This window comes from Nocardia sp. NPDC050413 (assembly GCF_040655475.1).
Classification (GTDB): Bacteria; Actinomycetota; Actinomycetes; order Mycobacteriales; family Mycobacteriaceae; genus Nocardia; species Nocardia coubleae.
In genome coordinates, this window is record NZ_JBFAJZ010000001.1 from 785,296 (window position 1) to 809,815 (window position 24,520).

Below are 24,520 nucleotides of genomic sequence, written 5' to 3' on the forward strand. Positions count from 1 at the left end.
TTGAGACTTCCAGCCGACCCCGGTATTCGTGCTATCCACATCCGGAACGTCGGTTGCGTGGTGGCATGAAAATCCGGAATCCCCTGTCGTCCAGGAGGTTCTATGTCTGTCGTCACGGACCCGCGACGCTCGAGCAGGTTGCGTTGGTACCGCGGCTCCGCGGCGCACGACGAAGCCCTGCTCCGCGTCGATCCCGGCAGACAAGGCTGCTGGGTGTTGCGGGCGGGAAGTGAACTGGACGCGGCAAGGCAGCCGCAATTCTGCGCCCTGCTCGACCGGGCGGTACGTTCCGGAGCCCAGGTGGTCGTGCTCGACCTGCGTGGCACCGATTTCCTCAGTATCCGGCTGGCCGCGTTGCTCGGACCCGCCAAAGCCAGCGCCTGGCAGCACGGGGTCGAGCTGCGGCTGCTCATCGGCAGCCTCGAGGTGGAACGCGCCCTGGAGCTGGCGGGCGTGCGCCCCCTGTTCCGTCACTACAGCTGCGTCGACGACGCCTCCGAACACCCTGTAGATGTTTGACCGGCCGACCGGCGGGTAGGCGCAGTGGGATCGACCCACCCGGAACCACCCGACATCGGTGAGGAGGCTACGTCGTGGCTTCGAGCGAGCGGACCGTAGCGGATTCGGCCCACGCGACCTCGACCCACCTGCGGATCGACGCCGACCTCGGACAACTGGTCATGGTGCGGGCAGTCGCCGAGACAGCCGCCCACCTGGCCGGGTTCACGCCCGACGAAATCGCCGATATCCGGGTCGCGGTCGACGAGGCGGCGACCAGCCTGATCCTCGCCGCCGTGCCCGGCACCCGCCTGCACTGCGATGTCAACGCCGACGGTTTCCGTCTGCGGATCGCCGTGCAGGCACTGTGCGTGGAACCCGACCCGGTCGACGAGAACGCCTTCGGCTGGAACGTGCTACACAGCATCACCGATCACCTGAGCACCGGTTCAGACCGTGATCGTGGTGAGCTCGACGGATTCCCGGTGACGATCACCTTCACCCGGGTACGGCGGGTGCCGGCAGTTCACTGAGCAGTGAACTGCGCCCGGCCCGCCAGCTCTCGAGCACCTGATCGGCGAACCGGTCCTCGAGCAGGTCGGTGGCCTGGATCCCGAAGACGATGCTCGCGGCCGAATCGGGTTCGCTGCGCAGCAATTCGGCGATGACGTCGCGCCGCATCACCTGTTCGTGCACGGCGTCGGCTTCGACGTGCTCGGTGTAGAAGCCGATACAGGCGGGGTGGGGTAGCAGGGTGCGGGCCAACTCCGCCAGGCGAGCCGACGCCGGTGAGGAAGTGATCTCGTTGGCCGCGAAATGGCCGACCGACGCGGCGCGCAAACCACGGTGCAGACCGAACAGCGACATCATGTTCACCAGCACCAGCATGGGAGCGGGCACCTCGTCGAGATAGTGCAGATAGCCCGGTTCCAGACCGGCGCCCGCGAGCAGATCCGCGTAGAGCCGCGCGTGCACACGGTCGCCGTGGCCGCTGCCGTATTCGTCGAATTCGACAGCGACCAGCGCGGCTTTGGCCTGCCCACGCAGGCGGGGGATCACCCAGGCGTAAGGGTCGGCCTCGATGTGGTGGTAGATCGAGCGGTGCACGAAATACTCGCGCAACTGCCCGGGAGTGCCCTGCTCGGCGAGGTAGGCCGCGATCCCGCCGGGCGCCGACGGCTCGAGCAACCGGTCGAGCTCGGCGTCCACGTCGTCACCGCCGGGCACATCGGCCCGCATAGCGGCGAGGAAGCGCTGTTCGAGACCTCGGCGCAGGCCCAACAGCCCCGGATCCCACTCCCAGTCCTCGTCCACTCCGGCGAAACCCTGGTAGTGCAGTTCGTAGCACGTGTGCAACGCCAGTGCGGCGTCCTCACCGTAGGGATCGGTGCCCGGGTCGGCCGGAACAGCCGAACCCGGTGCGCGCGTGAGGGTTTCGACCAGGGCGGCCGACAGTTCGCCCCGGGGGACAGGCAGGGCGCGCCCAAGGGTGACAGTGCTGGTCATCAAGTGCTGCTTTCGTTGGTACGCCGGCGCCGGCGCCGGTGGCTGGTATCGCACAGCGGGTAGGTGGCCGAGCGCTTGCACAGGCACAGCGCGACCTGGAAACGGTCACAGTGCAGCACCGTTCCCTCACGGGTCACCAGGTCGACCGGGCCTTCGATCAGGGCAGGCCCGTCGGTGAGGACCACCCGCCTGCGATCAGGCGGGTTCCCCGACCGCGGGACAGCAGTTTCGTTCGACACGGATCACCACCAATTCCTCGTCACGCTGGTCCTTCGTGATCAGCCCACGCGCCGCCAACCGCCGCGCCCGCGACCGCAACACCGGCCCGAACGGCACCTTGTCTACCGCGACCACCTGCGCCTCGGCGCCGCCCGCCCGCAACTGATCCAGACTGCGGTCGGGGTCGCTGATCGCCGAGTGCACGATCAGGCCGACCCCGTTGTCGGTGAGCAGATCGGGCAGGGTCGCACACAACCGGTCGAGCACGCTGCGTCCGGTGGGGCCCGCGTCCCAGGCCAGCGCCCGGCCGCGTCCCACCTCGCGTTCGGCGGGCACGTACGGCGGGTTCGCCAGCACCACGTCGAAGCGCGGCAATCGCGCCGCCGCCGAGAAGTCACCGTGCAGCAACTGCACGGCCACACCACGCAAACGGCAGTTCAGCCAGGTCGAGGCCAGTGCCCGTCGCGACAGATCGACGGCCGTCACACTCGCGGCCCCCGCCTTCGCCGCGGCCAGCGTCACGACGCCGGTCCCCGCGCACAGTTCGAGTACCCGGCCGTCGCGCAGGTGGGGAACCGCGCGCAGCGCATCGGCAAGCATCCATGTATCGGCCTGGGGTCGGTACACACCCGGCGCCCGGAGAATCATCATTTCTGCGCCTTCACCCGCCGGTGCTCGGCCACGACCAGCGCAGTCCCCGCGAGCAGGCACGCCACGCAGGCCACGCCGCCGATGACCGCCCAACCGCCGAATCCGTAGCCGGCGGCGGTGAGGGTGATGCCGAGTAACGCCAACCCGACCCCGATCAAGATCAGGCCGGGCCAGTTCCTCGTGTCCTCGATAGATTCGCCCGCGTGCGGCCTGATCGTGCGTGATTCATCGGGGAAATCGCGGTCTGGCTGGTTCATCGAGCGCATCCTTTCGCAGGGACAACACAGTCCTGAGGGCGGAATGCCCCGTCGACAGGGAACCAATCAGCAACCGGTGAGGGCCTGCTCACACCCTGCCGAACCACGAGGTGATGATGTCGATCATGAAGCGCGCGCCCGTTTCGCACCGCGATTCCGGCCAACTCGTGACCGGACGCTGATGCTCGTCGACGGCGCCGGAAGCTGTGTTGTGAGCCGTTCAGGCGTGCAGCGTGGGCGCGTAAACGAGTTCCTGGGTGTTGCCGTCGAGGGTGCGGCTCTCGAGCAATTCGAGGTCGAAGTCGTCGGCGTTCTGGAAGATGGGGTGCTGCCCGGTCTTGCCGGTGATGACCGGGAACACCGTCACCTGCACCCGGTCGACCAAGCCCGCCGCCATCAGCGTCCGGTTCAGCGAGAGGCTGCCGTGCGAGCGCAGCGGAATGTCGGATTCGGCTTTGAGCCGGGCGACGATATCGACGGCGTCGCCCGCGACGACGTGCGCGTCGTGCCAGTCGAGAGGTTCGCGCAGCGTGCTCGACACCACGGTCAGCGGCATGTTCATCATCCGGACGACCCACGGATCGAAAATCTCCGGGTTCTCCGAGGCCCCGGCAACCAGTTCGGTGAACTCGCGATAGGTGTTGGCGCCGAAGATCATCCGCTGCTCGTCGCGGTAGAGGTCGAGGCGGTGTTCGAGCAGTTCGGGGCCCTGTTTGCCCCAGTATCCGCCCCAGTCGCCGCTGGTGGAGGCGAAGCCGTCCAGGGTGGAGAAGACGTCGTAGGTGTAGGTGGCGCTCACGGTGGGCTCCTCGGGTCGCGTCGGCTTTATCAGTGCAGACGGCAGCCGGACGCCGAACTCATCGCGCGAAACCCCTTCCCCTGCTGACTATTGCCAACTAAAGTCTGCGGCGATCGCAGAAACAGCGGAAGGTGTCAGATCATGTCGGCAGTCAAGCAGCAGGTCCTCGAACTCGGTGGGGCGTTCATGATGTCGCGCGAGGCGCGTCAGTTCGGGACCGACGTCGGGGTGCCCGGATTCCACGGCCCCTACACGCGCGGCCGAGGGGGAGTGCTCGGCGAGGTCGATGCCGACGTCGTGGTCGGCGCGTTCGGCTTCTTCGAACCCGAATGTATCCGTGCCGCATGGAAATCCGTCCCCCTGCCCGCCGCCGAAGCGGCCACGGGCTATCTCGCCGCCTGCCACGAATTCGGTCGCCGCAAACTTGCCGGCTTCGACCGATCCGAACGCCTCGCCGAACTGCTCGGCAAGGTCGCCGACGCGGCCGAGCCCACCGCCGTTCCCCTGTTCGCGGGCTGGCGGGCCCTGCCCCTGCCCGACGACAGTCGCGCGGCGGTCCTGCAGCTCACTCACGTCCTGCGTGAACTGCGGGGCGGCCTGCACCTGGTCGCCGTCCTCGCCCAGGGCCTCACCCCGCTGCAAGCCGTCCTCATCGCCGGTTCCCCGATCGCCGACGGCCCAACCCACGCGCAGCGGCTCGGCTGGTCCGAACCGTTCGAACCGATCACCGACGACATGCGGCAGCGCTGGGCGGCGGCCGAGAAGCTCACCGACGAACTGGTTTCCCCGTTCTTCGCGGTTCTCACCGAGGCCGAGAGTGCCGAACTGGCCACCCTGATGGGCGAGGCGCATCGCGTCGCGTTGTCGCGCTAGTTGTTCGAAGCCCGTGTGGTTCGCCGGATACCGCGAACCACACGGGCTTTGTCGCCTCTCACGGCTGCCCGTCAACGGGTTCACCGGTGCAGGCGTAACCCCGCGACGACGAGCTCGACGACGCGCCGCGCGTCATAGCGTTGGTCGCTTTCCGCACCGATGCACACATTGCCGATGCCGCGCAGCAACAGATAGGGGTCGATGTCGGTGCGGATCTCACCGGCCGCCGCGGCGGCATCGAGCAACTCGCCGCACGCGGGCAGCAGCCGGTCGAGGAAGTTGGCGTGCAGGGCCTGGAAGGTCGGGTCGTCGGACTGCAGTGCCGCGGCGAGACCGTGCTTGGTGACCAGAAAGTCGGTGAACAGGTCGATCCACCTGGTCAGCGCGTCATACGGTTCCGTGCTGGCCAGCAGTTGCGGTGCGGCCTGTGCGCAGGCCTCGACCTGATGTCGATAGACCGCGACGATGAGGTCGGCTCGGGTCGGGAAATGCCGATAGATCGTGCCGACGCCGACCCCGGCCGCCGCAGCGATCTCGCGCACGGGGGCGTCGACTCCGGAGGCGACGAAGGTCGCGGCGGCCGCGTCGAGGAGGGTTCTCTCGTTCCGCTCGGCATCGGCGCGCTTGCGCGGAGTCTTCGCCGTTCCGGTGTCCCTGGCTGCCACGTGACGTTCCCTCCATCGGATCGCTTGAAAAACGGAACGTTGTTCCGTATGTTGGATATCGGAACAACGTTCCGTTTCTTGCAGGATACCTCCGGGAGAGGAAAACCCATGCAGTACCGCACCTTGGGCCGCACCGGCGTGCAGGTCAGCACCCTGGCGCTCGGCGCAATGAACTTCGGCCGGATCGGCAACACCGGCCAGGACGAGGCCACCGCGATCGTCGATGCCGCGATCGAGGCCGGGATCAATCTGATCGACACCGCCGACGCCTACAGCGACGGCCAATCCGAGGAAATGGTCGGTAAGGCCATCGCCGGTCGCCGCGACGACCTGGTCATCGCGACCAAGGCCTACCTGCCGATGGGCGAGGACCCCAACCGGCGGGGAAGCTCACGGCGGTGGCTGGTGACCGCGCTGGAAGACAGCCTGCGCCGCCTCGACGTCGATCACGTGGACCTCTATCAGATCCACCGGTGGGATCCGAACACCAGCGACGAGGAGACGCTCTCGGCACTCACCGACCTGCAGCGGGCCGGCAAGATCCGCTATTTCGGTTCATCGACCTTCCCCGCCTACCGCATCGTGCAGGCGCAATGGTCGGCCCGCGAGCATCACCTGAGCCGCTACGTCACCGAACAACCCTGCTATTCGATCCTGCAACGCGGCATCGAATCCCATGTGCTTCCGGTGACCGAGGAATACGGCCTCGGCGTGCTCGCCTGGAGCCCGCTGGCCTCGGGTTGGTTGTCGGGCGCCATCCGCGCCGGCCGCGAGATAACCACCAACCGTTCCGGTTTCATGCCCCATCGTTTCGATCTCGATGTGCCCGCCAACCGGGCCAAACTCGAGGCTGTCGAGCAGCTGGCGAAGGTCGCCGACCGGGCCGGGTTGACTATGATTCAACTGGCGCTCGGATTCGTCACCGCCCACCGGGCGGTGACCAGCGCGATCATCGGTCCGCGAACCATGGAGCACCTGCATTCGCAGCTCGCTGCCGCCGATACCGTCCTGCCGGCCGAGGTCCTCGACGAGATCGACGAAATCGTGTCTCCGGGAGTCGATCTCGCGGCCGAGGAGAAGTACGACACGCCACCGTCGATCCTCGACGCCACCCTGCGGCGTCGATGACCACCCCACTCGACCTCGACCGCCATCACCGCCGCCGCGAAATGGGGGTGCCGACAGACAACGGCGGGCAGTAGATTCCCGCTGTGACACAACAATCCTGGGTTCCTGAGGCGCAGAACCCGCAGGCCTACCTCGACGGCGACTCCATCATCCAACTCGACGACGACGCGGTGACTGCCATCGTGCGCGACCTGCGGCGAAACGCCCCCGACGACGTCGACTTCGCCCGCGCGGCCTTCGACTGGGTCCGCGACGAAGTCGACCACTCCTACGACATCCAGGACCCCCGGGTGACCCTGACCGCCGGGGAGGTCGCCCGCGAACGAGTCGGCCTCTGCTACGCGAAATCCCACCTCCTCACCGCCATCCTGCGCAGCGGGGGCATCCCCACCGGGCTGTGCTACCAAAAGCTCGCGGACAACGACGGCCACGTTCTCCACGGCCTGGTCGCCGTCTACCTCGAGGGTGGTTGGCACCGTCAGGACCCCCGGGGCAACAAGGAGGGCGTCACCGCCGAGTTCTCCCTCACCGAGGAACGACTGGCCTGGCCCGTCGATCCGACGCTCGGCGAGATCGACTACCCGCAGGTGTTCGTCAGTCCTGTGCCATCCGTGGTGAAAACCCTGGGCGAGGCGAAGCAGGAGTCGATACTCGACGTCACCCTGCCGACCTCCTTGGAGGATCAGTCCATTCGCTGACCCCGGTGGCGGCCTGCACTGCGCGCATCGATGCATCCAGTGCAAAGAGGCCGCCACCGTCCCGATTCGCTCTCAGACAAGCACAATGCCGGTGTTCGTCAGCCCTGGCGGATCTATTCGGATTCGCTTCTCGAACCAGTGGTCCGCCAGTGGATCGTCGCCATAAGCCGCAATTTCGGCGTATCCGCGCGCGGCATACAGCCTGCGGGCCTCGACCAGATCTTCACGCGTATTGAGCCGAATCCTGTGCGCGCCGAGACGGCGAGCAGTGTCCTCGGCAACGTCGAGCAGCACCACGGCACCGCCCTCTCCGCGCGCATCCGGGCGCACGAACATCCGCGTGAGCTCCATCGTGCAGGTATCGAGGCGCCGCAAGCCGACACAACCGGCGGGCTCACCACGTCGGCATGCGACAAGCAGTCGCCGCCCGTACTCGGGCGACCTGGGCTGCGAGCTCGTCGGACTCGGTGTCGTCGGCGAAGGCGGCTACTGCCCGGAGAAGATAGGCGGATTCGACCGCACCGTGGTCGCTGTCCGTGCCCTAGGCGCCGAGATAGCGGCCGTGCTCGTCTCTATCGTCGGGGTCGTACTTGCTGACCCGGTAGGTGTAGAACACTTCACCGCCCAGCCCGAACCGGGGCCGACCCGCCGATGGCCCGACTGTCGGCGACTGCCCTGCCGACCAGCACCAACTCGGTTCCGGTCAGTGCCGCGATCATGATCGCCTCGCCGACGTTCCCCAGCGGGGGACATGCCGCGGCCGCGCCGGAAGCCACGACCAGCAAGACGATGCCGATCAGGGGGAAACGCAACTGCTCGTCGCGCCACAACGACACCGTCGCGGCGAACAGCACGGCGGAGACCACGAGCGCGGGGATCGGTATCGCCGGTTGTTCCGAGCCGTAGCGCAGGGTGTCGGCGAATGTCCGTGGCACGAGCCGCACATGAGCCAACTCACCGAACACACCCCACACCACCAGTACTCCGGTGAGGACAAACGCGGCACGTCGCCACCAGCCCCCGGCACCCACCCGGTCGACGGCCCACAACACCAGCAGCGGCGTGAGCAGCGCGTGACCGATGAACCGGCCGACACTCAGCCCGTGCAGCACCGCTCCTTCACCGATCAGCACACCGATCCCGAAAACGGCCGAATCATAAGCGATTCCGACACCGACCACGCCGAGTACGAGCACGCGCATTCGTCGCGCAGCCCGCATCCACAGCAGTCCGACGCACAGCAATTCGATACCCGCGACCACGAGCAAGGAAAAGGACACCACAGCACAGCTCTCCAGAAATCGCGCACGTCCGCGCCGGACGGTCGCTGCCACGCTATCCGACACCGAACGCAGACAACCTGGCTATTGTTGGCGACAACGGCGGTCCTCGACCGCCTCTGCGTTCGATAGCTCAGTGACCTGCGATGACTGCCTGATTCGAGCCAGGAGGAATGCGTGGATATCACCGAATTGATCCTCGACGACCATCGTGAGCAACGACGGTTGTTCGCGATTCTCGAGCAGATCGACCCCAAGGAGGTCGATGTTCTCGCGGCGATCTGGGAACGGCTCGCGGCCTTTCTCGAACTACATGCCCAAGCCGAGGAGGAGATCTTCTACCCGGAACTGCTGCGGGTCGGAATTTCCGCACGCCGTACCCGCCGGGTGGAGGACGAGACGCTCGACGCGATCGGTGACCACAACGACATCCGCGACGCGGTGGGGGAGGTGGCACGTCACAAGGTCGGATCACCCGAGTGGTTCGCCGCTGTCGCTGCGGCGAACACCGCGAACGGCGACCACATGGCCGAGGAGGAACGCGAGGGACTCACCGATTTTCGCCGCCTCGCCGGCCTCGGCGAACGTCACCGGCTCGCCGTCGAATTCGCCGCGTACGAGGCGCGCTACTATGCGGGAGTGCGCCCCGTCGACAAGGACCCCGAAGGTTATGTGGAGGCGGTGGAGGAACAGTCGGCGACCTGGTCGAAGGGGTCGTTGGGTATCGGCCCGCTGCGGTGAGTCACGTCGTCGCTCAGCCGAGCGGGTCGATGACTTCCCTGAGGATTCGGGCGAAAGCCTCCGGCTGGCCCGGATAACCGGACTCGGGGCCGGTGAAACCGCCGTGATGACTGGGGAAGACAACCGGCTGCACACCGAGCTGGTCGGCCAGCGCCGACGAGGTGCGTTCGGTGACCGTGCCCGACGATTCCTCGCCGTAGCCGATGACGATGCGGGTCGGTGCCGCGGTGAGCGCGGCGATATCGGCGCGGTAGGCGAGGGTCGGCCGGGAACGCTCCGACAACAGCGGGTGGTCGCGGGCACCGTCGTCCTCGACCGGCAGGCCGAACATCGCGGGATCGGCGTCCGGCGCGGCGAAATAGGCGTCGGTGAATTCGCCCTCCCAGGAGGTCATCGCGATGAAGGTCGCCATGCCCGCACCGAACCCTCTCGCCCCGTAGGCAGCGCGATACCCGTCGGCCGCACGCCCGGCAGCCGCGGCATCGGGCAGCACGGTCAGCAGCGGCGGTTCGTGCGCAATCAAAGTGGTCACGTCCTCGGGATGCGCGGTCACCAGCGCCAACGCGACGATCGCGCCGCCACTGCTGGCGAAGAGCTCGACCGGCCCGGCACCGAGCGCCTCGATCACGGCGTGCACGTCCTCGGCATGCACGGTCGGCACATTGTCGACCTCACCGTCGGACCGCACACTGCGCCCCAGCCCGCGCGGGTCGTAGGTGACGACCGTGCGATCGGGGAAGTGCGCGGCGAGCGCGGTGAAACCGTCTCCGGCCATCGGGAGACCGGTCATCAGCAGCGGCGGCCGCCCATCAGCGGTGGGCAGTGGACCCTGGACGTCGTAGGTGAGTGTTGCGTCGGGGAGTTCGAGCTTGTGTGTCGTCATGTCGGTATTGACGACACGGGAGCCGCGTACTCATCGGTGACGGGTTCACGGCCGAGTCTCCGCAGGCCATGCGTAGTGCTCGGGATCCATGCGATGCCACGCGCGGTTCATTTTCGCGTAGGCCGCCTTGCGGTAGTGGTTCCAGGTGAATCCACCGGCCCGCAGCGCGCGGTGATGACCGGCCCACACCAGCGCCATGACGACGGCGAACAGGATGCGGTGGCCGATCATGGTGAGGTGGAACCGGGTGCGTGAGCGCTCGACCAGCAAAATAGCCAGGCGTTCGCATTGCAGTTGGACGTGGGGGACCTCGTCGGCCAGGATCTGGGCGCACACCGCGCGGATAACCGGTGACGTGGTAGCCCGCCGGATCGCGTTGTAGTAGACCATCGCGAGGGTTTCGACCATGACGACCGGCGTCGTCCACACCTCGATGTCGGTGACGCTGTACCGCAGGCGCCGGAACAGGCTGTCGCCCCAGTCGGCCTGTCGGCGAGGAATTCCCGCGTCGTCGAGGATGCGCCCCAGCAGAGCGCCGTGACGTTGCTCCTCACGGATGAACAGCGCGATGACCTCACGGTAGGCAGGGTCGTCGGTCTCGGTGGCGAATCGATCGGCCGCCGCGGCCAGATGCCGGCCGTCGGAAGTCTCGCCGAGCTGCCAGCCCTGTAATGAGCGGCGAATCGGCGCGAGCTCGGCAGCATCGGCACCGATACCGTTCTCCTGCCACGGAATCGTCCGCTGCCTGGCGGCATTGCTGTGGAAGTGGTCCAACCACTCCCGGCTCGATCGCACCCGGCGCGTGCCTACCCGCGAACGTGCCTCCGACGAACTGATCCGTTCCCCCACGGCTTCCCCCTCTGTTCACCTCCACTCCTACCCGAAGGGCAGCGAGGATGCCACCGATCTCGACTATCCGCGACTAGCCCGCGCCGTCACGGATAAAGGCCGCAAACGCCACGGCGAGCAGATCGGGGGAAGGCCGACTTTCGCGATTGTCCGGTAGAAGCAACGAGCGTCCGTTCAAACCGCGAAGTTGTCCCAGCGCCCCGTCGTCGCCTTCTGCCATCAGCCGATCGGCGACGCGGATCGTGTAGTCCGGAGTGATTCCGAAGAGTTTCGCAGCGAAAGCGCGGTGGTGGTTGCTGCAGAGAAGCAGTCCGTTTTCGAGGCTCGATGTGGTGCGGTTCCTACCGGATCCGTCGTCAACGGACTGTGCGTCACCGACGATGTGGACGGCATCGAGCAGTTGTGCGACACCGAGACCGCATATGGCACAACGGATGCCGTACGCGTGGAGCAACCGCGCGCGGAACTCGGCCGAGTGAACGCGATTTCGGGTGTACTCGGCACGGTCGGGGAGCCGCGCACCGATCTGATCCGGCAGGTCGTTGTCGATGGCGAGCATGAATCGACGACGTTCTATGTCGTCGGCGACGACGTAGACGGGAAAGATCGGCACGTAGGCCCCGTGGCCGATCATCCGGAACAGGATCAAGGGAAGTTTCAGTTCCAGTGCCTTGCGCAGCTTCTGGTTGTCGCCGTGGATCGTTCCGGACCGATAGGCGTAACCGAACCCCGAGTCGCCATACTCCTCGTCGCTGGAGTCTCGGCCCCCGCGGGACATCACCGACAGGGTGGCGAGCATTCCGCGTGGATTGCGGATTCCACGATTACGGTCGACGAGGGGGAGCGAAGTGCCGTCGATGGTGAAATTTATCAAGTCGGCCCGATTCAGAGCGCCCCGCTGGTCAACAGTTTCCCTTAGACGGCGGAAGATTTTCTGCCGCAGAGCCGCTTCGACACTGACCGCATCAGCGGAGTCAGTTCGGTCGATCACCGAATTCCCATCGCGCGCCCGCTCGTCGGTGGGACGTGTGGGCGGGGTCGGGTGGGTGGGTTGGTGATCGACAGTGCTGGCCAGTTCGTTCTGCAATTGCGCCCACCGCGTACGCCACCGCTGGACCACCGCCATGAGCAGCGCTGGATTGCAGTGCGGGTCCTCGTATCGCGATAGTGCGCGTACGAAAACTCTGACGGTGTCCCATCGCGGCCGGCTCTTGCCGCTCAGAAGGTTGCTGATGCTGCCTTGGGAGATGGCGGTTCCGTCTTCGGCTGTGAGCTTGGCGATCCGCGCATAGGCCGGACTGCCCGCCTCGATCCACTGTTCCTTCACCTCTCTGCTGAACTGCTGGAGAGCTGGGTGGGGTGTTCGGGCCACTGCCGCTCCTCGCTTTGCGCTGCCCCCGGATGGAGGCTGATGCACAGGCTAACCGGTTCTGCAGTGGTGTTCAATCTCGTTCAATTTGGTGGTCATATCGAAGAGCTGGTGGCATTGTGTCGATCATGAGTTCGAACCGGCCGGGAAGGTCCCCAGCATCCTCGATCCGGCAGCGCCGCAACCGATTCGGAAACGGAGCGCATATGTTGGACCTTGGTGCGCTGATGTCGATCATGATCGGCTTCTCGGTGATCTACCTGGTCGCCGGGGCCACGGCATTGGTGCCGGTGGCCTCGGCAACAATGGCGCTCTATTCCCTGTGGAAGGGGCGAAACGCCAAGCTGTAGCGGCGAACGCTCACAGGCGTTACACGCCCGCTGCGGTGACACCGGCGCGCGGACGAAGGTGGCGGTGCGGCTTCTGTTCTGGACCCTGTTATTGCTCGCGCAGGCGTGCGATCTTGTCCTCGAGTTCCTGGTTTCGCCGACGTAGCTGCTCGATCTCGTCGGTCAGTGGTGCGCGGGCGAGGCGAAGAGATTCGGCCATGCGTTCACTGCTGTATTTCACCGGGATGTTCTTGATGCAGTTGCGGTCGAGGGCTTCGACACGGATCCGGAACGCCCGGTCACAGCGTGTGCGGATGACACCCTCGTCGGTGGTGAGCATCTGTTCGATGAACCCGGGATCGTCGGCCCGCTCGACGGTTTCGGCACGGCCGAACACCTTCACCCGGGTACGGGTCGGGTAGTCGATGAAGAACAGCGCCACCCGGTCGTCGTGATCGAGATTGCCGAGCGTGACGAACTGCTGATTACCGGAGTAGTCGCCCAAGGCGATCGTCCACGAATCGAGGACCTTCACGAAACCGGGCGGGCCACCTCGGTGCTGCAGGTAAGGCCAGCCCGACGGCGTGACGGTCGCGATGAACAGCGAGTCGGTGGACCGGATCAGCGCGGCGGTCGGCCCGTCCAGTTCCTCGGGCTCGCCCGTGTTGTCACCGACTGCCATCTGGTCCCGGTACCAATTGATGCTGCCGGTAGCACTTTGGCGTTGCGCACTGGCCTCGGAGAACGCGATGGCGCCGTAACGGGTGGGGTTGTTCATCCCTCGATTTCACCTCACACCACGTATGTGACCGCCGTCGCCACCGACAGAGCGAGCATGCCGAGGCAGTTGATCCAGAACTCCGATCCGAGGAACCGGGCGCGGTAGTGGGCGATTGCGGCGCACACGAAATAGGCGACCACGGCGACCGCGGTGGCGAATCCGGCGCCGGGGTACTTCAGTCCGACGAGGAGCCCGGTTGTGGCCGCCAGTTTGATGGTGATCAGCGTCCACCACCAGTCACGGGGAAAGCGGACTCCGTCGAGGCATCGCTGAATGAACATCGGTGGACGCACGGACATGAGCGCGTCCGAGAACAGTGCCAGCGCGAGTAGCGCTGGTAGCCACCATGGTTGGGGAGCGTGGATCATCGGTTTCCTTGGGGGTGTGTGATGACGAATTCGATGGTCTGTCGTAGTTGCTCGGCCGCCTCTGGCATCGCGACGGCACCGCTGGACGCGGTCATCAGCAAGCCGAGGTAGGCGAGATAGATGGTGCGAGCGCCGTGACCGATCTGGCTGCTGGGCAGCGCCGATCGGGCGAGCACGGTTTCGAGTTCGCCCAGCAGAGCCAGCGCGAGGTCCCGAAAGATCACCGACTCGTGGGTTCCACGGACGAGGATCGCCAGGTACTCGCGTGAGAGCTCGGAATCGAGCGCGAAGTATCCGACGAAGGGCTCGAAAAGCTTCAGCACATCCTCGGTGGTCGCGGTCGTCGGTGAGGGGGCGAGTTCGGTTTGTCTGCTGTTGTGCACCGAGGTGATCCAATTTTCGAAGATCGAGACGAGTAGCGCGTCCTTCTCGCCGGCCGCCATGACGGTCCCGGTACTGACGTTCGCTTCGGCGGCGATCTGTCGGATCGTGGTCGCCTTGAAGCCTTGGGTGCGGAAGAGCCGTTCGGCTGCCGCCAAGACCTTTTGCCGCGTCGCTGCTTGTTGTTGCGACCGTGACTGAACATGTTCACTGAACATGTTCAGAAGCATATACCGACGTTGATCTTGGACGCAACCGCAATTCGTCCGTCGATCGGTGGGGTGCAGAAAGAGATTCGTCGGCGGCAATTGGTACGAGCGTGCAGCCGAGCACAGTTTTTCGATCACTTTCGTTTGATTCCGTAGCGTCACGTGCGACCAAACGCAAACAGAATATTTTCGAGCTTGTGAGCGGCGGGTCGGATGGCTGACCGCCGATAATGTTCACTTATCGGGGGTCAGAACCACGCTCTGAAGAATCGAGACTTCTAGAGGCGACACGTAATTCGTTTCGTGCAATACGTAACGGACTAACGAAACAAACGCTACGATTCAGTCGTGTCGAGCGTCTGCAACTACCCAGGATGTGCCCGCCCCATCACCCGCAACGGTGGCCCCGGCCGACCGCCGGAATACTGCGACCACCCCGACCACACCCGATGGCGCGCGTGGCGGGAAAGGCAACGACAGCAACAAGAGTCGGCGGGTGGGGGAGAAACCGTCACTGTGACGGCTGCGCAGGGGCCGGTGACCGTCGCGCGGTTGCGAGCCGACGAGCTGCTGGGGCAATTCCGTGGATTGGCCGAGCAACTGGGAACCACGCTGAACGCCGCGGTCGCGGAACTGGCGACCATCGGTGACCCGTCGGTCGCCGAGGCGCAGGTCCAGGCAGTGCAGGCGGATGCCGCGCAGCGGATCGCCGAGGCGGACGTGAAAGTGGTTGCCGCCGAACAGGCGCGGCGGGAGGCCGAGGGAGCGCGGGCGTACGCGGAATCGGCCGCCGAGGACGCGGCGAGTGTGGCCGAACAAGCCGAACAGCTCATCACCGCCGCGCAGACCGCTCGTGACGAAGCGCTGGCCGAGCTGGAGCGTCTCACCAAGCAGGCCGCCGATGACGTGTTCGCCGCCCGCAGCGCCGCCGAAGCGCAGGTGCGTCAGGCCGAACGCGATGCCGCCGAGAGAATCGAACGTATCCGCGAAGAAGCCGCCGAGGAGGTGGCGCGCGCCGAGCAACGCGCCGACACCGAGATCACCCAGGTGCGCCGCGACGCCGAAGCCCGCATCAACGCCGCCCATGCCGAACGCGGCCTCGCCGTGCAGCGGGCCGCCGATGCCGACCGGGCGACCCAGCGGGCCGAACTCGCCGCCGCCGAACGGGTCGAAGCCGCCAACGAGGCCCGCGAGGAGTGGCGCCGGGCCCGCGCGGAATTGGAGACGACCCGCACCGAACTCGACCACACCCGAATCGAATTGGCGGAGTTTCGGCGCACCACCGCCACCGAGGCCGAGGCCCGCCGCGCCGAATCGGCAGCGGCACTCGAGCGGGTCAGAGCCGAAACCGCCGAACGCCTCGCCGCCCTCGACGACGCCCGCGCACAGACCCTGGCCCGCGCCGAACGCGCCGAACGTCAACTCGACGAACTCCTCGCCGCCGCCCGGTCCACGGATACGGCCGGGGTATCGGCAGCGGCGATCAGCACACTCGACTAGCGTCAGCGCACATGACCGAGCAGCCCGGACCCTTGGAGACGACCCGCGAATTCGCGGCCGTCGACCTCGCCGACATGTTGAACGACGACGACACCTACACCGGACCGTCGTCCCGCACCAGAATCATCGCGATCGTGGTGGTCGCAGCCCTACTGCTCGGTGCCGCGGCCACCACTCTCGCCCTACTTCTGGCCTGACCCCGCCGACACTCGGCCCGCGCTACGCGGGCCGGTCCAGCGGCGTGTCCGGATCTCCAGAGTGCCGCAGCGCGATGATCTGCTGCGGCGCCCAGTAGATGCGCCCGAACTCGAACTCCTGATACCGGCCGTCGTCGTGGGTGACCTCGTCGGACGCCGGCCAGCCGAGCTCGCCGTTCTCGAAACCCGATGCCCGCCAACGTTCCCCGATCGCGCCGTGCACCCGGTAGGCCGGCTGCCCGGCGCGCCGATAGATCGCGCCACCCTGAAACGCCTGCGCCACAGCGGGTCCGGTGCCACGCGGGTCGGGCAGCTGCGCGTGTTCGGCGATCGGGTAGCCGAGCGGCCCGGCCTCCCAGCCCGATTCGGCGTATTTGGCCATGATCGCGGTCGGGATGGCATAGGCGCCGGTGGACGGGTGCCAGTACACGTAGCCGTGTTCGAACTCGGCGAATCGGCCGAGCCCGTCCGGTGTGGCGATCTCGCCGTCGGTGCGCCGGGTACCCAGCCACGGCGAGGCGGCCGCTCGATCGTCGATGGCGTTGGGACGCGACCCCGCGAAACCCGCCACGTGCGAGGCGAAGACGTCCCAGGGAAAGTTCGGCCCCACATCGGTATGCGAGCCGACGCCGAGTGCCCTCGTCACATAGTTGTGGTCGCTGATCCCCTCGGCCACGTGGTACGGGGGTGCGATCACCTGGGTGGAGTACCCGTGCCGGTGGGCGCTGCGGACAGCGAGGTAGGCCGCGATCCGCAGGTCGCCGTCGATGGCCAGCCACTGCTCGCGTGACCACGCGACGCGGCTCCCCGCGAAACACAGGTTCACCGTGAAGGGATTGGCCGACAACACCGACCAGGCGGCCAGCTCCTCGGGCACCACCCGCGCCACCACGCCGTCGCGCAGCGTGTAGTGGTACGACACCCCGTTGGACGGGTTGTTGAGGTAGGCGGCAAGGGATTCGGCGGTGCCGTTGCCTTCCTGGGTGTGCAGGAGGAAGTTGGTGATGCGGGCGCCCTCGCGCGGTGAGTGCGACGGGCCGAGGCGGTCGAGCTCGGTGAACTGCGGAATCGTCACGGAACGGTCCTTACTCCACTGGCCGAAATCGGGGGCGAGAATGTCGTTGACATCGACGTGGGTGCCGTCGATGAGCGGCCCGGGATTGCTCGGGGTATCGATCACCCGCTGGTACAGCACCGCGCGTGGTTCGCGTTCGGTTCCCGACCACGCCCGCGTCTGCCAGGCCCAGCTGAATTCGCCGCGGGTGCCGATCACCCCGTCCTCGATGGCCCACGCGCACACCCGCGAGTGCCCGTAGATCCCCGTCCACGCCACGCCGAGCACCGCGTTGACCCCGCGGAAGAATTCGACGGCGGTGTTGTTCCACTGCGCCAGCGAGATGTCCTCGTCGACTGCGAAGAAGATCGGCGCCTCGCGTGGTGCGCCGAGACTCAGATGGGTGGCGAGGGCCTGTTCGGCCATGCGCCTGCCACCGTCGAACCCGGTGGTCCAGTCCGAGGGAGTCGGGTCACCCGGCTTGCCGTACTGCCAGATCGACACGATGTCGAGTCCCGCCGCCGTGAGAGCCCGGGCGTAGTCGGCGGTGATCGGTTTTGCCCCGAAATTCGCACCTGGTCTGCTCGGCGACACGTAGGCGAGCACCGCCGAATGACCTGCTTCGGCGATGGCCGCCGGGTTGATGAGCCGCGCCGCGAAATCGACAGCGGTAGACATGATGACCCCCTGCATGACTGCGTATCCGATGGAATTCCGGGAAATGGTGGAACTACCGAGATGATTCACGCTTGTACCGACAACCGGCACGGGGTGACCGAGGAACTCACCCTGGAATGATTCTAATCGAAACACTCACTGCGGCATCCTCGTTCACCGATGCCGGGGGAGTACCCATTTCCGGGTTCGATCAGACGCGCGTAGTTTCACTCATCCGCGCCGCGCTACCGGACGGCTAACCTTTCGCCATGGTGCCAGAGCTGTACTGGGGGATCCCGACGCACGGGTTCTTCGTCGCGCTCGGCGTCGCTGTCGCGGCCGTGGTTTTCGTCGCCGAATGCCGACGCCGTGACGCGCTGCGCGAGGAGTCGCTGGTGGCGGTGACCGGTGCGCTCGTCGGTGGGGCGATCGGCATGCGGTTGTCGAGCCTGGCCGAAACCCTCGATCCACTCGAAAGCTGGCTCTTCGGTGCGCGCAGTGTGCTCGGTGGCCTGCTCGGCGCCTATGTGGGTGTGCTCGTCGCCAAACGGATCATCGGCTACCGCGAACGCACCGGAGACCTGTTCGCCCCCGCTGTCGCGCTCGGGATGGCTGTCGGGCGGGTGGGCTGCCTGCTCACCGAGGCACCAGGTCGCCCGACCCGAATGCCGTGGGGCATCCACGCTCCGGGCACCGTGCCCCAATGTCCCGGCTGCGCGGCCGGGGTGGCGATGCATCCGAGCTTCGTCTACGAAATCCTGTTCCAACTCACGGCATTCGTGACGCTGTGGTGGCTACGTGACCGCATCACCACGCCCGGCGAGCTGTTCACGCTCTATGTCGGCGCGTATGCCGTCTTCCGGTTCCTCGTCGAGTTCACCCGCGCCAACGACACGGTGTGGCTGGATCTGACTCGCCCGCAATGGTTTCTGCTCCCTGGTCTCGTCCTGGTCGCGGTGCGTTTGAGCATCGGCTGGCGGCGCGGGTACTACGAGGGCGTTCTCCGACGAAAGGTCGCGGTATGAACTATCCGCCCGCACCACCACCGCCACCGCCCGGGGCGAATCCGCCGGGGCAGGGCGGCCAAGTCGCGGCGATGGCGGTCGCCGGTGCGCTGTCGTTCATCGGTGTCAACGCCATGGCGGGCTTCGTCGTGCTGATGCTGGCCGCCTCGACCGCCGACGCCACCACCGCCCGCGTGCTGTTCGGCCTCGCCGCCCTGGTGAGTGCCGGGGCGGCATTCGGCGGTGGGTGGGCGCTGATCCGGTTGCGTAAGCCCGTGTGGAAGGGCTTCGGGCTCGGCCTGATGATCGGCTGGGCGTTGACGACAGTGTGCACCGCCGGGTTCTGTACCGCGGTCAATCCCTACCTGTACACCGACACGTTCGGAATGGCGCCGTGACCGGGATGCCGCTGCGCGGCGACCGCATCCTGCGCTACGTCACCGCGTTCTGCCCGCGCTGCCACGACGACCGTCCGCTGCCGGAGGTCTCACGGTTGTCGGGGTGGTTGGCCGAGCGTGACGGCCAGGTGTGGCTCGAACGCGGCTGCCCGCGTCACGGCATGGTGCGCACCCTCTACGACGAAGATCCCGAGATCCTGGCCTATCTCGAGGAGTGGACCGCACCGACCAAGGCCCACCGTCCCGATGTCCCTGGCAATTTCGACCCGGTGCCCGCGGCGTATCTGCGCGGTCTGCCCGAGATGCAGACCCAGCACACCTGCATCCTGCTCGAGGACATCATCGACAGCTGCAACCTGCGCTGCCCGACCTGTTTCGCCGATTCGTCGCCGGAACTGCGCGGAGTCGTCGCGGTGGAGGACGTGCTCGCCAACGTCGACCAGCGGTTGGCCAGGGAAGACGGACGCCTGGACGTCCTGATGCTCAGCGGCGGCGAACCCACCCTGCATCCCGAGCTGCCACGGTTGTTCGCCGAGCTGACCGCTCGGCCGATCACCCGGATCCTGCTCAACACCAACGGCGTTCGCCTGGCCGTGGACGACGAGCTGCTCGCCCTGGTCGGTGCGCATCGCGACCGGGTCGAGGTGTACCTGCAGTACGACGGCGAATCGGCTCAGGCCTCACGCCATCATCGCGGTGGCGATCTGCGGATGCGTAAACAGCAAGCACTGCAACGCCTTTCGGAAGCGGGGGTGTTCACGACCCTGGTCATGACCGTGGCGCTCGACGTGAACGACGACGAGATCGGGGCGGTGCTGCGCACGGCGATGGACACCCCGTTCGTCGGTGGCGTGTCGATCCAGCCCCAATTCGGTTCCGGCCGTTCCGGAGTCATCGACCCGATGCGCCGCCTCACCCATACCGGCGTGCTGCGCAGGCTCGGTCCGCAAACCGGCGGTCAGGTCACCTGGCGCGACCTCACCGCCCTGCCGTGCTCGCACCCGCACTGCTGCTCGGTCGGTTACCTGCTGCGCGACGACGCCGGGCAGTGGCGCTCACTGGTGTCGCTGATCGGCCACGACCGGTTGAAGTCGCAACTGGGACTGGTGTCGAACCGCATCGCCGATCCGGATCTGCCCGCCGAGCTGCGGGTAGCGGTGCGGGAGTCGCTGCTCGGGCTGTTGTCGGAGCAGTCCTCGCTGTCGCATCCGGAGATCGGGACGGTGTGGGAGAACATCTGTCAGCACTGTGACCTCGGGATGTCGACGTTGCTGACGCTGGCGTCTTCGGCGCTGCCGGGCAGGCGCGCACGGCTGCGCAAGCTGTTGGGGGAGCGGGTCGTGCGGGTGACGGTGAAACCGTTCATGGACATCTCGACGATGATCGAGGAACGGCTCACCCAGTGCTGTGTGCACGTCGGCACCCGTTCCGACGCCGACCAATGTGCCCCGTTCTGCGCGGTGCAGGCCTGGCCGGCACTGTCCCGGCAGCGGTTGCCGGTGGCAGCCCCGGCCGGGCGGAACCTGCTGCCGATGGAGGTGCGGTGAGTTCGGATCGTGGCGTCTACTACGAGGAAGCGGTGCGCGCGCGTCCACCGCACGACCCGCTGACCCTGTGTGTGGTGGCGACCGCCGCTCTGCTCACCTGGTTGTTCGGTCCGTGGGCGGTCTCCGCGTTCGGTGCGCTGGCGTTCGCCGGTTACTGGCGGGCGTGGCGGGCCGGACTGCGGCGCAGCCGGTGCTGGTTGCGCGATACCCGCCTGGTGCTGCTGTATGTGGGTGCGATCGCGGTGGCCGGAGCGGTGGCCGTGGTCATGTGACCGGCGTGTCGCGAAAGCTGATGCGGCACAACGGTGGCGGTGTGCGCGCACGCCCTGTTCACTGGTAGCCATGGCCTCCACCCGATCCAGCAGGCAGCGGAACTCCGGGACGCCCGCGCCCGCCGTGTCGCCTGCGGAACTGATCGTCGTCACCGCCCCGACCGGGCCCGATCTCACACCGGCCGCCCTGCGTGAGACCAGCGCGGTGCGCGGTCGGGTCGACAATCTGCTGCCCGGCGACGCGCACCTGGTGCCGATCTTCGGACCGGGCAACCGGCTCGCGGGCAAACTCGCCGACACACCGCAGGCCGCACAGGCCGGTTCCTACCTCGGCTACCACCGCGTCGTCGGTGCGGTCGGGGACTTGACCGAGGTGGCCGACCGGTTGCGCGCCGAGGACACCGTCACCGCGGCGTACGTCAAACCCGCCGCTGAACCGCCGCTAGCACCCGGCGCCACCGTCGCCCGCGCCCCGGAGGCACCATCGGTGACACCGGACTTCCGCAGCAGGCAGGCGTACCTGGATGCCGCGCCGAACGGGATCGACGCGACCTGGGCGCATACCCGCCCCGGTGGTCTCGGCACCGGCGTGCGGGTCATCGACATCGAGGGCGCGTGGCGATTCACCCATGAGGATCTGCGCCACAACCAGGGCGGGATCATCGGCGGAACGGCGTCGACGGATCGAGGTTGGCGCGACCACGGCACGGCGGTGGCAGGGGAGATCAGCGGCGATCTGAATCCGTTCGGCATCACCGGTATCGCGCCCGAGGCGCACATCCGGGCGATCTCGATCTTCGGGATCGGTTCGGCGACGGCCATCCGATCCGCCGCCGACGCACTCGACCCCGGTGACGTGCTGCTCATCGAACTGCACCGGCCCGGACCCCGATTCGACTACCGGGCGACCCCGGATCAGCGCGGCTACATCGCCGTCGAGTGGTGGCCCGACGATTTCGCCGCCGTTCGCTACGCGGTCGGGCGCGGCGTGATCGTGGTGGAAGCCGCGGGCAACGGTGCGGAGGACCTGGACGCACCGATCTACGACACTCGACCGGCCGACTTTCCCGCCGATTGGCGAAACCCGTTCCGTAACAATGATTCCGGCGCGATCATCGTCGGTGCCGGTGCGCCACCGCCCGGACTGCACGGCCGTGACCACGGCCCGGCGCGCTCCCGCCTGGACTTCTCCAACTACGGCGCCCGCCTCGACGTGCAGGGGTGGGGCCGCGAGGTGACCACCACCGGTTACGGGGACCTGCAGGGTGGTGACGACGAAGACCTCTGGTACACCGACGAATTCAGCGGCACCTCGAGCGCGTCACCGATCGTCGTCGGCGCGATCGCCGCCTATCAGGGCATCCGGTCCACCGGCCCCGGCCGCGCCACCCCCGAATCGGTTCGCACCTTGCTGCGCACGACCGGCTCACCCCAGGCCGCAGCCCCCGGCCGCCCGGTCACCCAGCGCATCGGCTCGCTGCCGGACCTGCGCGCGATGACGGCTCGGATGTAGCCTGCGATATGGCGATCGTTCACCAGACCACCCTGACCCCGAGCAAGCTCGAGCTGCTGGAAGCATGGTTGCCGACACGGCGGTGGTATCGCGGCACCACCCCGCGCCTGAGCAAGGCGGGCGGGTTCCGGCTCGACGATCCCGACGGCGTGGTCGGCATCGAATTCCTGCTCCTGATCGACGACTCGGCCACCGGCCCGCAGCTCTACCATGTCCCGCTGACATACCGAGGCGCGCCACTGCACGGCGCCGACGAAGGCTTGGTCGGCACCATGGAACACGGTGTCCTCGGACGGCGATGGGCCTACGATGCCACCCGCGATCCGGTCGCGGTGAACGCCGTCGTCGACCTCCTCGCCGGCCGGGCGACCGCCCAGGCCCAGAACTACAGCGACACCGTCGACTCCTCCGTGGAGGTGCGTCAGGTCGACGTACCGGACAACTCGGTACAGCCGATCGACACCGACACCCACACCGACCTCCCGGTGTCATCGGACCTGACGCTTCGCGTCCACCGCCTCCCGGTGGACCCACTGCCCGATGCGGTGGGCGCGGTCGCCGCCCCGTATGTGCTTGCGGGAGTGCGTCGCTCGGTGGTGGAAGTGGTCAGCGTGCGGACGCGCGCAACGGCGGCGGGCGAAAATCAGGTGTGATCGGCGGCCCGGCGTGGGAGGGTGCGGTGCATGACTTCGGTGCAGACGATTCGGGTACGGGAAGCCACTCGCGCGGACGCGGAGGCGATCGTGCTGTTGCAGGAGACCGGGTTCGGGATGCGGTACGAAGAGGCCGAGCTCGAGCACAAGCTGCGGATTTTCCCGGTGGAGAGGTCGTTGGTGGCGGTCGACGGAGATCGGGTCGTCGGGCACACGGTCGACATCACCATGAGCGTCACGGTGCCGGGGGAGCGCAGCGTGCGGGCGTGCGGCGTGTCGGGCGTGGCGGTGGCGCCGACACACCGGCGACGCGGCATCCTGCGCGCCCTGTATTCGGCGCAACACGAACGCACCGAGGCGGACGGACTGCCGCTGACGATCTTCACGGCCAGTGAAGGGTCGATCTACGGCCGGTTCGGATACGAGACGGCGATCTTCGACAACACGGTGGTCGTGGATCGGCACAAAGCGGAATTCCGCGCCGGCACACCGGATCCCGGCGGTGTCGTCCTCAGCACCCTCGCCGAGGCCGCCGACCACATCCGTGCCGTCTACGACCGATGGCAAGCCCGCACACCCGGTGCCCAGCGGCGTCCCGACGCGAAATGGGACCTCGTCTTCACCGATCCGCAACGCCATCGCGGGAACGCCACCTCCCTCTTCGTGCTGCTCCACGCAGACGGTTACGCCCTGTATCGCCGCCGCTACGACGGCGACAAATCGACCGCTGTCGTCGCCGAATGGCGCGCTGTCACTACGGAAGCCCAGATCGCCCTGTGGCGGATTCTGCTCGGCATGGATCTCGTCGACACCGTCGAAGCCAACGTCGCTGACGACGATCCGTTGCCCTATCTCCTGACGAACCCGCGCGCCGTCCAGCTGACCAACCGTGGCGATTCCCTGTGGGCCCGCCTCATGGACGTCCCCGCAGCCCTTACCGCCCGCACCTACCGCAACGACCTCGACACGGTCATCGCGGTCCACGACCTCTTCCGCGACGCGGGCGGCACCTTCGCCCTCCAGATCCGCGACGGCCACGCCGAATGCACCCCGACCACCCGCCGCCCCGCCCTGACGTGTGACATCAACGTCCTCGCGGGCCTCTACTTCGGTGCCCACCGAGCCACCGCCTACGCCACCGCCCACCGGCTCCACTCCGAGAGCCCCGCCACCCTCGCCGCTTTCACCGAAGCCTTCACGACATCGCGCGCGCCCGAACTGGGCTGGTTCTTCTGATCCCC

The 24,520-nt window shown here is 67.1% G+C and carries 31 protein-coding genes; 16 read left to right on the forward strand and 15 right to left on the reverse strand.

The features are described from left to right. The first annotated feature begins 102 nt into the window (after window positions 1-102). On the forward strand, window positions 103-519 hold the full coding sequence (locus AB0I19_RS03785; protein WP_357144020.1) for an STAS domain-containing protein: 417 nt from the start codon (window positions 103-105) through the stop codon (window positions 517-519). A 74-nt stretch (window positions 520-593) separates the two neighbouring features. After that, window positions 594-1,031 (forward strand): ATP-binding protein, encoded by a 438-nt coding sequence (locus AB0I19_RS03790; RefSeq protein WP_067638532.1) that lies wholly within the window; start codon window positions 594-596, stop codon window positions 1,029-1,031. Here AB0I19_RS03790 and AB0I19_RS03795 read toward each other — a convergent pair. The 5 genes from AB0I19_RS03795 to AB0I19_RS03815 all read right to left on the reverse strand — a co-directional run bounded on the left by AB0I19_RS03795 (window position 997) and on the right by AB0I19_RS03815 (window position 3,930). Continuing rightward, window positions 997-2,004, reverse strand: a complete 1,008-nt coding sequence (locus AB0I19_RS03795; protein WP_357144023.1) for an iron-containing redox enzyme family protein — start codon at window positions 2,002-2,004, stop codon at window positions 997-999. The genes AB0I19_RS03790 and AB0I19_RS03795 overlap by 35 nt on opposite strands. Next, a complete protein-coding gene (locus tag AB0I19_RS03800; RefSeq protein WP_067638528.1) occupies window positions 2,004-2,189 on the reverse strand; it encodes a CDGSH iron-sulfur domain-containing protein in 186 nt (61 codons plus the stop codon). Before AB0I19_RS03800 ends, AB0I19_RS03795 begins: the two co-directional genes overlap by 1 nt. Before the next feature lie 10 nt (window positions 2,190-2,199). Then, a complete protein-coding gene (locus AB0I19_RS03805; RefSeq protein ID WP_357144026.1) occupies window positions 2,200-2,874 on the reverse strand; it encodes a HemK2/MTQ2 family protein methyltransferase in 675 nt (224 codons plus the stop codon). Continuing rightward, window positions 2,871-3,131, reverse strand: coding sequence for a hypothetical protein (locus AB0I19_RS03810; RefSeq protein ID WP_067639974.1), 261 nt, complete (start codon window positions 3,129-3,131; stop codon window positions 2,871-2,873). Before AB0I19_RS03810 ends, AB0I19_RS03805 begins: the two co-directional genes overlap by 4 nt. Window positions 3,132-3,351: 220 nt before the next feature. Beyond that, entirely contained in the window at window positions 3,352-3,930 is a 579-nt protein-coding gene (locus AB0I19_RS03815) for a dihydrofolate reductase family protein (RefSeq protein WP_357144029.1), read from the reverse strand. 141 nt (window positions 3,931-4,071) lie between these two features. Here AB0I19_RS03815 and AB0I19_RS03820 point away from each other — a divergent pair, with 141 nt between their 5' ends. Further along, entirely contained in the window at window positions 4,072-4,803 is a 732-nt protein-coding gene (locus tag AB0I19_RS03820) for a hypothetical protein (RefSeq protein ID WP_357144031.1), read from the forward strand. Window positions 4,804-4,883: 80 nt separating this feature from the next. Here the strand turns inward: AB0I19_RS03820 and AB0I19_RS03825 are convergent, their stop codons facing one another. Next, a complete protein-coding gene (locus tag AB0I19_RS03825; protein WP_357144033.1) occupies window positions 4,884-5,468 on the reverse strand; it encodes a helix-turn-helix domain-containing protein in 585 nt (194 codons plus the stop codon). A gap of 108 nt (window positions 5,469-5,576) precedes the next feature. On the opposite strand from AB0I19_RS03825, the gene AB0I19_RS03830 reads away from it, so the two are divergent. Together AB0I19_RS03830 and AB0I19_RS03835 are read left to right on the forward strand one after the other, a co-directional pair. After that, a complete protein-coding gene (locus AB0I19_RS03830) occupies window positions 5,577-6,596 on the forward strand; it encodes an aldo/keto reductase (protein ID WP_357144036.1) in 1,020 nt (339 codons plus the stop codon). An 83-nt stretch (window positions 6,597-6,679) separates the two neighbouring features. Further along, window positions 6,680-7,294, forward strand: a complete 615-nt coding sequence (locus tag AB0I19_RS03835) for a transglutaminase family protein (protein ID WP_357144039.1) — start codon at window positions 6,680-6,682, stop codon at window positions 7,292-7,294. A gap of 72 nt (window positions 7,295-7,366) precedes the next feature. Here the strand turns inward: AB0I19_RS03835 and AB0I19_RS03840 are convergent, their stop codons facing one another. Both AB0I19_RS03840 and AB0I19_RS03845 read right to left on the reverse strand, forming a co-directional pair. After that, window positions 7,367-7,714 (reverse strand): GNAT family N-acetyltransferase, encoded by a 348-nt coding sequence (locus AB0I19_RS03840; RefSeq protein ID WP_357145116.1) that lies wholly within the window; start codon window positions 7,712-7,714, stop codon window positions 7,367-7,369. Window positions 7,715-7,911: 197 nt separating this feature from the next. Next, window positions 7,912-8,577 (reverse strand): hypothetical protein, encoded by a 666-nt coding sequence (locus AB0I19_RS03845; RefSeq protein WP_357144042.1) that lies wholly within the window; start codon window positions 8,575-8,577, stop codon window positions 7,912-7,914. Window positions 8,578-8,751: 174 nt separating this feature from the next. Here AB0I19_RS03845 and AB0I19_RS03850 point away from each other — a divergent pair, with 174 nt between their 5' ends. Further along, entirely contained in the window at window positions 8,752-9,315 is a 564-nt protein-coding gene (locus AB0I19_RS03850; protein WP_357144045.1) for a hemerythrin domain-containing protein, read from the forward strand. A gap of 13 nt (window positions 9,316-9,328) precedes the next feature. On the opposite strand, the gene AB0I19_RS03855 is transcribed toward AB0I19_RS03850, so the two are convergent. From AB0I19_RS03855 to AB0I19_RS03865, 3 genes are all read right to left on the reverse strand, one after another. Beyond that, the gene (locus AB0I19_RS03855) at window positions 9,329-10,198 is read right to left on the reverse strand and encodes an alpha/beta hydrolase (RefSeq protein ID WP_357144047.1); all 870 of its coding nucleotides are present in this window, start codon (window positions 10,196-10,198) and stop codon (window positions 9,329-9,331) included. 45 nt (window positions 10,199-10,243) lie between these two features. Beyond that, complete coding sequence (locus tag AB0I19_RS03860; protein ID WP_357144050.1) at window positions 10,244-10,993, reverse strand: ferritin-like domain-containing protein; 750 nt, start codon at window positions 10,991-10,993, stop codon at window positions 10,244-10,246. Between the two features lie 127 nt (window positions 10,994-11,120). Continuing rightward, a complete protein-coding gene (locus AB0I19_RS03865) occupies window positions 11,121-12,419 on the reverse strand; it encodes an HNH endonuclease (protein WP_357144053.1) in 1,299 nt (432 codons plus the stop codon). A gap of 203 nt (window positions 12,420-12,622) precedes the next feature. Here AB0I19_RS03865 and AB0I19_RS03870 point away from each other — a divergent pair, with 203 nt between their 5' ends. After that, window positions 12,623-12,766: a hypothetical protein gene (locus AB0I19_RS03870; protein ID WP_181697213.1), complete on the forward strand. Its 144-nt coding sequence runs from the start codon at window positions 12,623-12,625 to the stop codon at window positions 12,764-12,766. Window positions 12,767-12,854: 88 nt separating this feature from the next. Here the strand turns inward: AB0I19_RS03870 and AB0I19_RS03875 are convergent, their stop codons facing one another. From AB0I19_RS03875 to AB0I19_RS03885, 3 genes are read right to left on the reverse strand one after another with little or no spacing between them, the layout of a single operon-like run. Further along, complete coding sequence (locus AB0I19_RS03875) at window positions 12,855-13,523, reverse strand: pyridoxamine 5'-phosphate oxidase family protein (protein ID WP_357144056.1); 669 nt, start codon at window positions 13,521-13,523, stop codon at window positions 12,855-12,857. Between the two features lie 14 nt (window positions 13,524-13,537). Continuing rightward, a complete protein-coding gene (locus AB0I19_RS03880; RefSeq protein WP_357144058.1) occupies window positions 13,538-13,894 on the reverse strand; it encodes a DoxX family protein in 357 nt (118 codons plus the stop codon). Then, window positions 13,891-14,622 (reverse strand): TetR/AcrR family transcriptional regulator, encoded by a 732-nt coding sequence (locus AB0I19_RS03885; RefSeq protein ID WP_357144061.1) that lies wholly within the window; start codon window positions 14,620-14,622, stop codon window positions 13,891-13,893. The genes AB0I19_RS03880 and AB0I19_RS03885 overlap by 4 nt, the downstream gene beginning before the upstream one ends. 378 nt (window positions 14,623-15,000) lie before the next feature. Here AB0I19_RS03885 and AB0I19_RS03890 point away from each other — a divergent pair, with 378 nt between their 5' ends. Then, window positions 15,001-15,984, forward strand: a complete 984-nt coding sequence (locus AB0I19_RS03890; RefSeq protein ID WP_357144064.1) for a hypothetical protein — start codon at window positions 15,001-15,003, stop codon at window positions 15,982-15,984. An 11-nt stretch (window positions 15,985-15,995) separates the two neighbouring features. Beyond that, window positions 15,996-16,181, forward strand: coding sequence for a hypothetical protein (locus AB0I19_RS03895; RefSeq protein ID WP_067489870.1), 186 nt, complete (start codon window positions 15,996-15,998; stop codon window positions 16,179-16,181). A gap of 22 nt (window positions 16,182-16,203) precedes the next feature. Here the strand turns inward: AB0I19_RS03895 and AB0I19_RS03900 are convergent, their stop codons facing one another. Then, a complete protein-coding gene (locus AB0I19_RS03900) occupies window positions 16,204-17,913 on the reverse strand; it encodes a glycoside hydrolase domain-containing protein (RefSeq protein ID WP_357144067.1) in 1,710 nt (569 codons plus the stop codon). Between the two features lie 248 nt (window positions 17,914-18,161). Between AB0I19_RS03900 and AB0I19_RS03905 the strand changes: the two genes are divergently transcribed. From AB0I19_RS03905 to AB0I19_RS03935, 7 genes are all read left to right on the forward strand, one after another. Further along, window positions 18,162-18,917 (forward strand): prolipoprotein diacylglyceryl transferase family protein, encoded by a 756-nt coding sequence (locus AB0I19_RS03905; protein WP_357144069.1) that lies wholly within the window; start codon window positions 18,162-18,164, stop codon window positions 18,915-18,917. Beyond that, entirely contained in the window at window positions 18,914-19,294 is a 381-nt protein-coding gene (locus AB0I19_RS03910) for a hypothetical protein (protein WP_357144072.1), read from the forward strand. Before AB0I19_RS03905 ends, AB0I19_RS03910 begins: the two co-directional genes overlap by 4 nt. Before the next feature lie 5 nt (window positions 19,295-19,299). Next, window positions 19,300-20,841, forward strand: a complete 1,542-nt coding sequence (locus AB0I19_RS03915) for a radical SAM protein (protein WP_357145119.1) — start codon at window positions 19,300-19,302, stop codon at window positions 20,839-20,841. After that, the gene (locus tag AB0I19_RS03920) at window positions 20,838-21,113 is read left to right on the forward strand and encodes a hypothetical protein (protein ID WP_357144075.1); all 276 of its coding nucleotides are present in this window, start codon (window positions 20,838-20,840) and stop codon (window positions 21,111-21,113) included. Before AB0I19_RS03915 ends, AB0I19_RS03920 begins: the two co-directional genes overlap by 4 nt. Window positions 21,114-21,183: 70 nt before the next feature. Continuing rightward, a complete protein-coding gene (locus AB0I19_RS03925; protein ID WP_357144078.1) occupies window positions 21,184-22,626 on the forward strand; it encodes a S8 family serine peptidase in 1,443 nt (480 codons plus the stop codon). An 8-nt stretch (window positions 22,627-22,634) separates the two neighbouring features. Continuing rightward, window positions 22,635-23,279 (forward strand): 1,4-alpha-glucan branching protein, encoded by a 645-nt coding sequence (locus AB0I19_RS03930; protein WP_357144081.1) that lies wholly within the window; start codon window positions 22,635-22,637, stop codon window positions 23,277-23,279. Between the two features lie 30 nt (window positions 23,280-23,309). Then, window positions 23,310-24,515, forward strand: a complete 1,206-nt coding sequence (locus tag AB0I19_RS03935) for a GNAT family N-acetyltransferase (RefSeq protein ID WP_357144084.1) — start codon at window positions 23,310-23,312, stop codon at window positions 24,513-24,515. The last annotated feature ends 5 nt before the right edge of the window (window positions 24,516-24,520 follow it).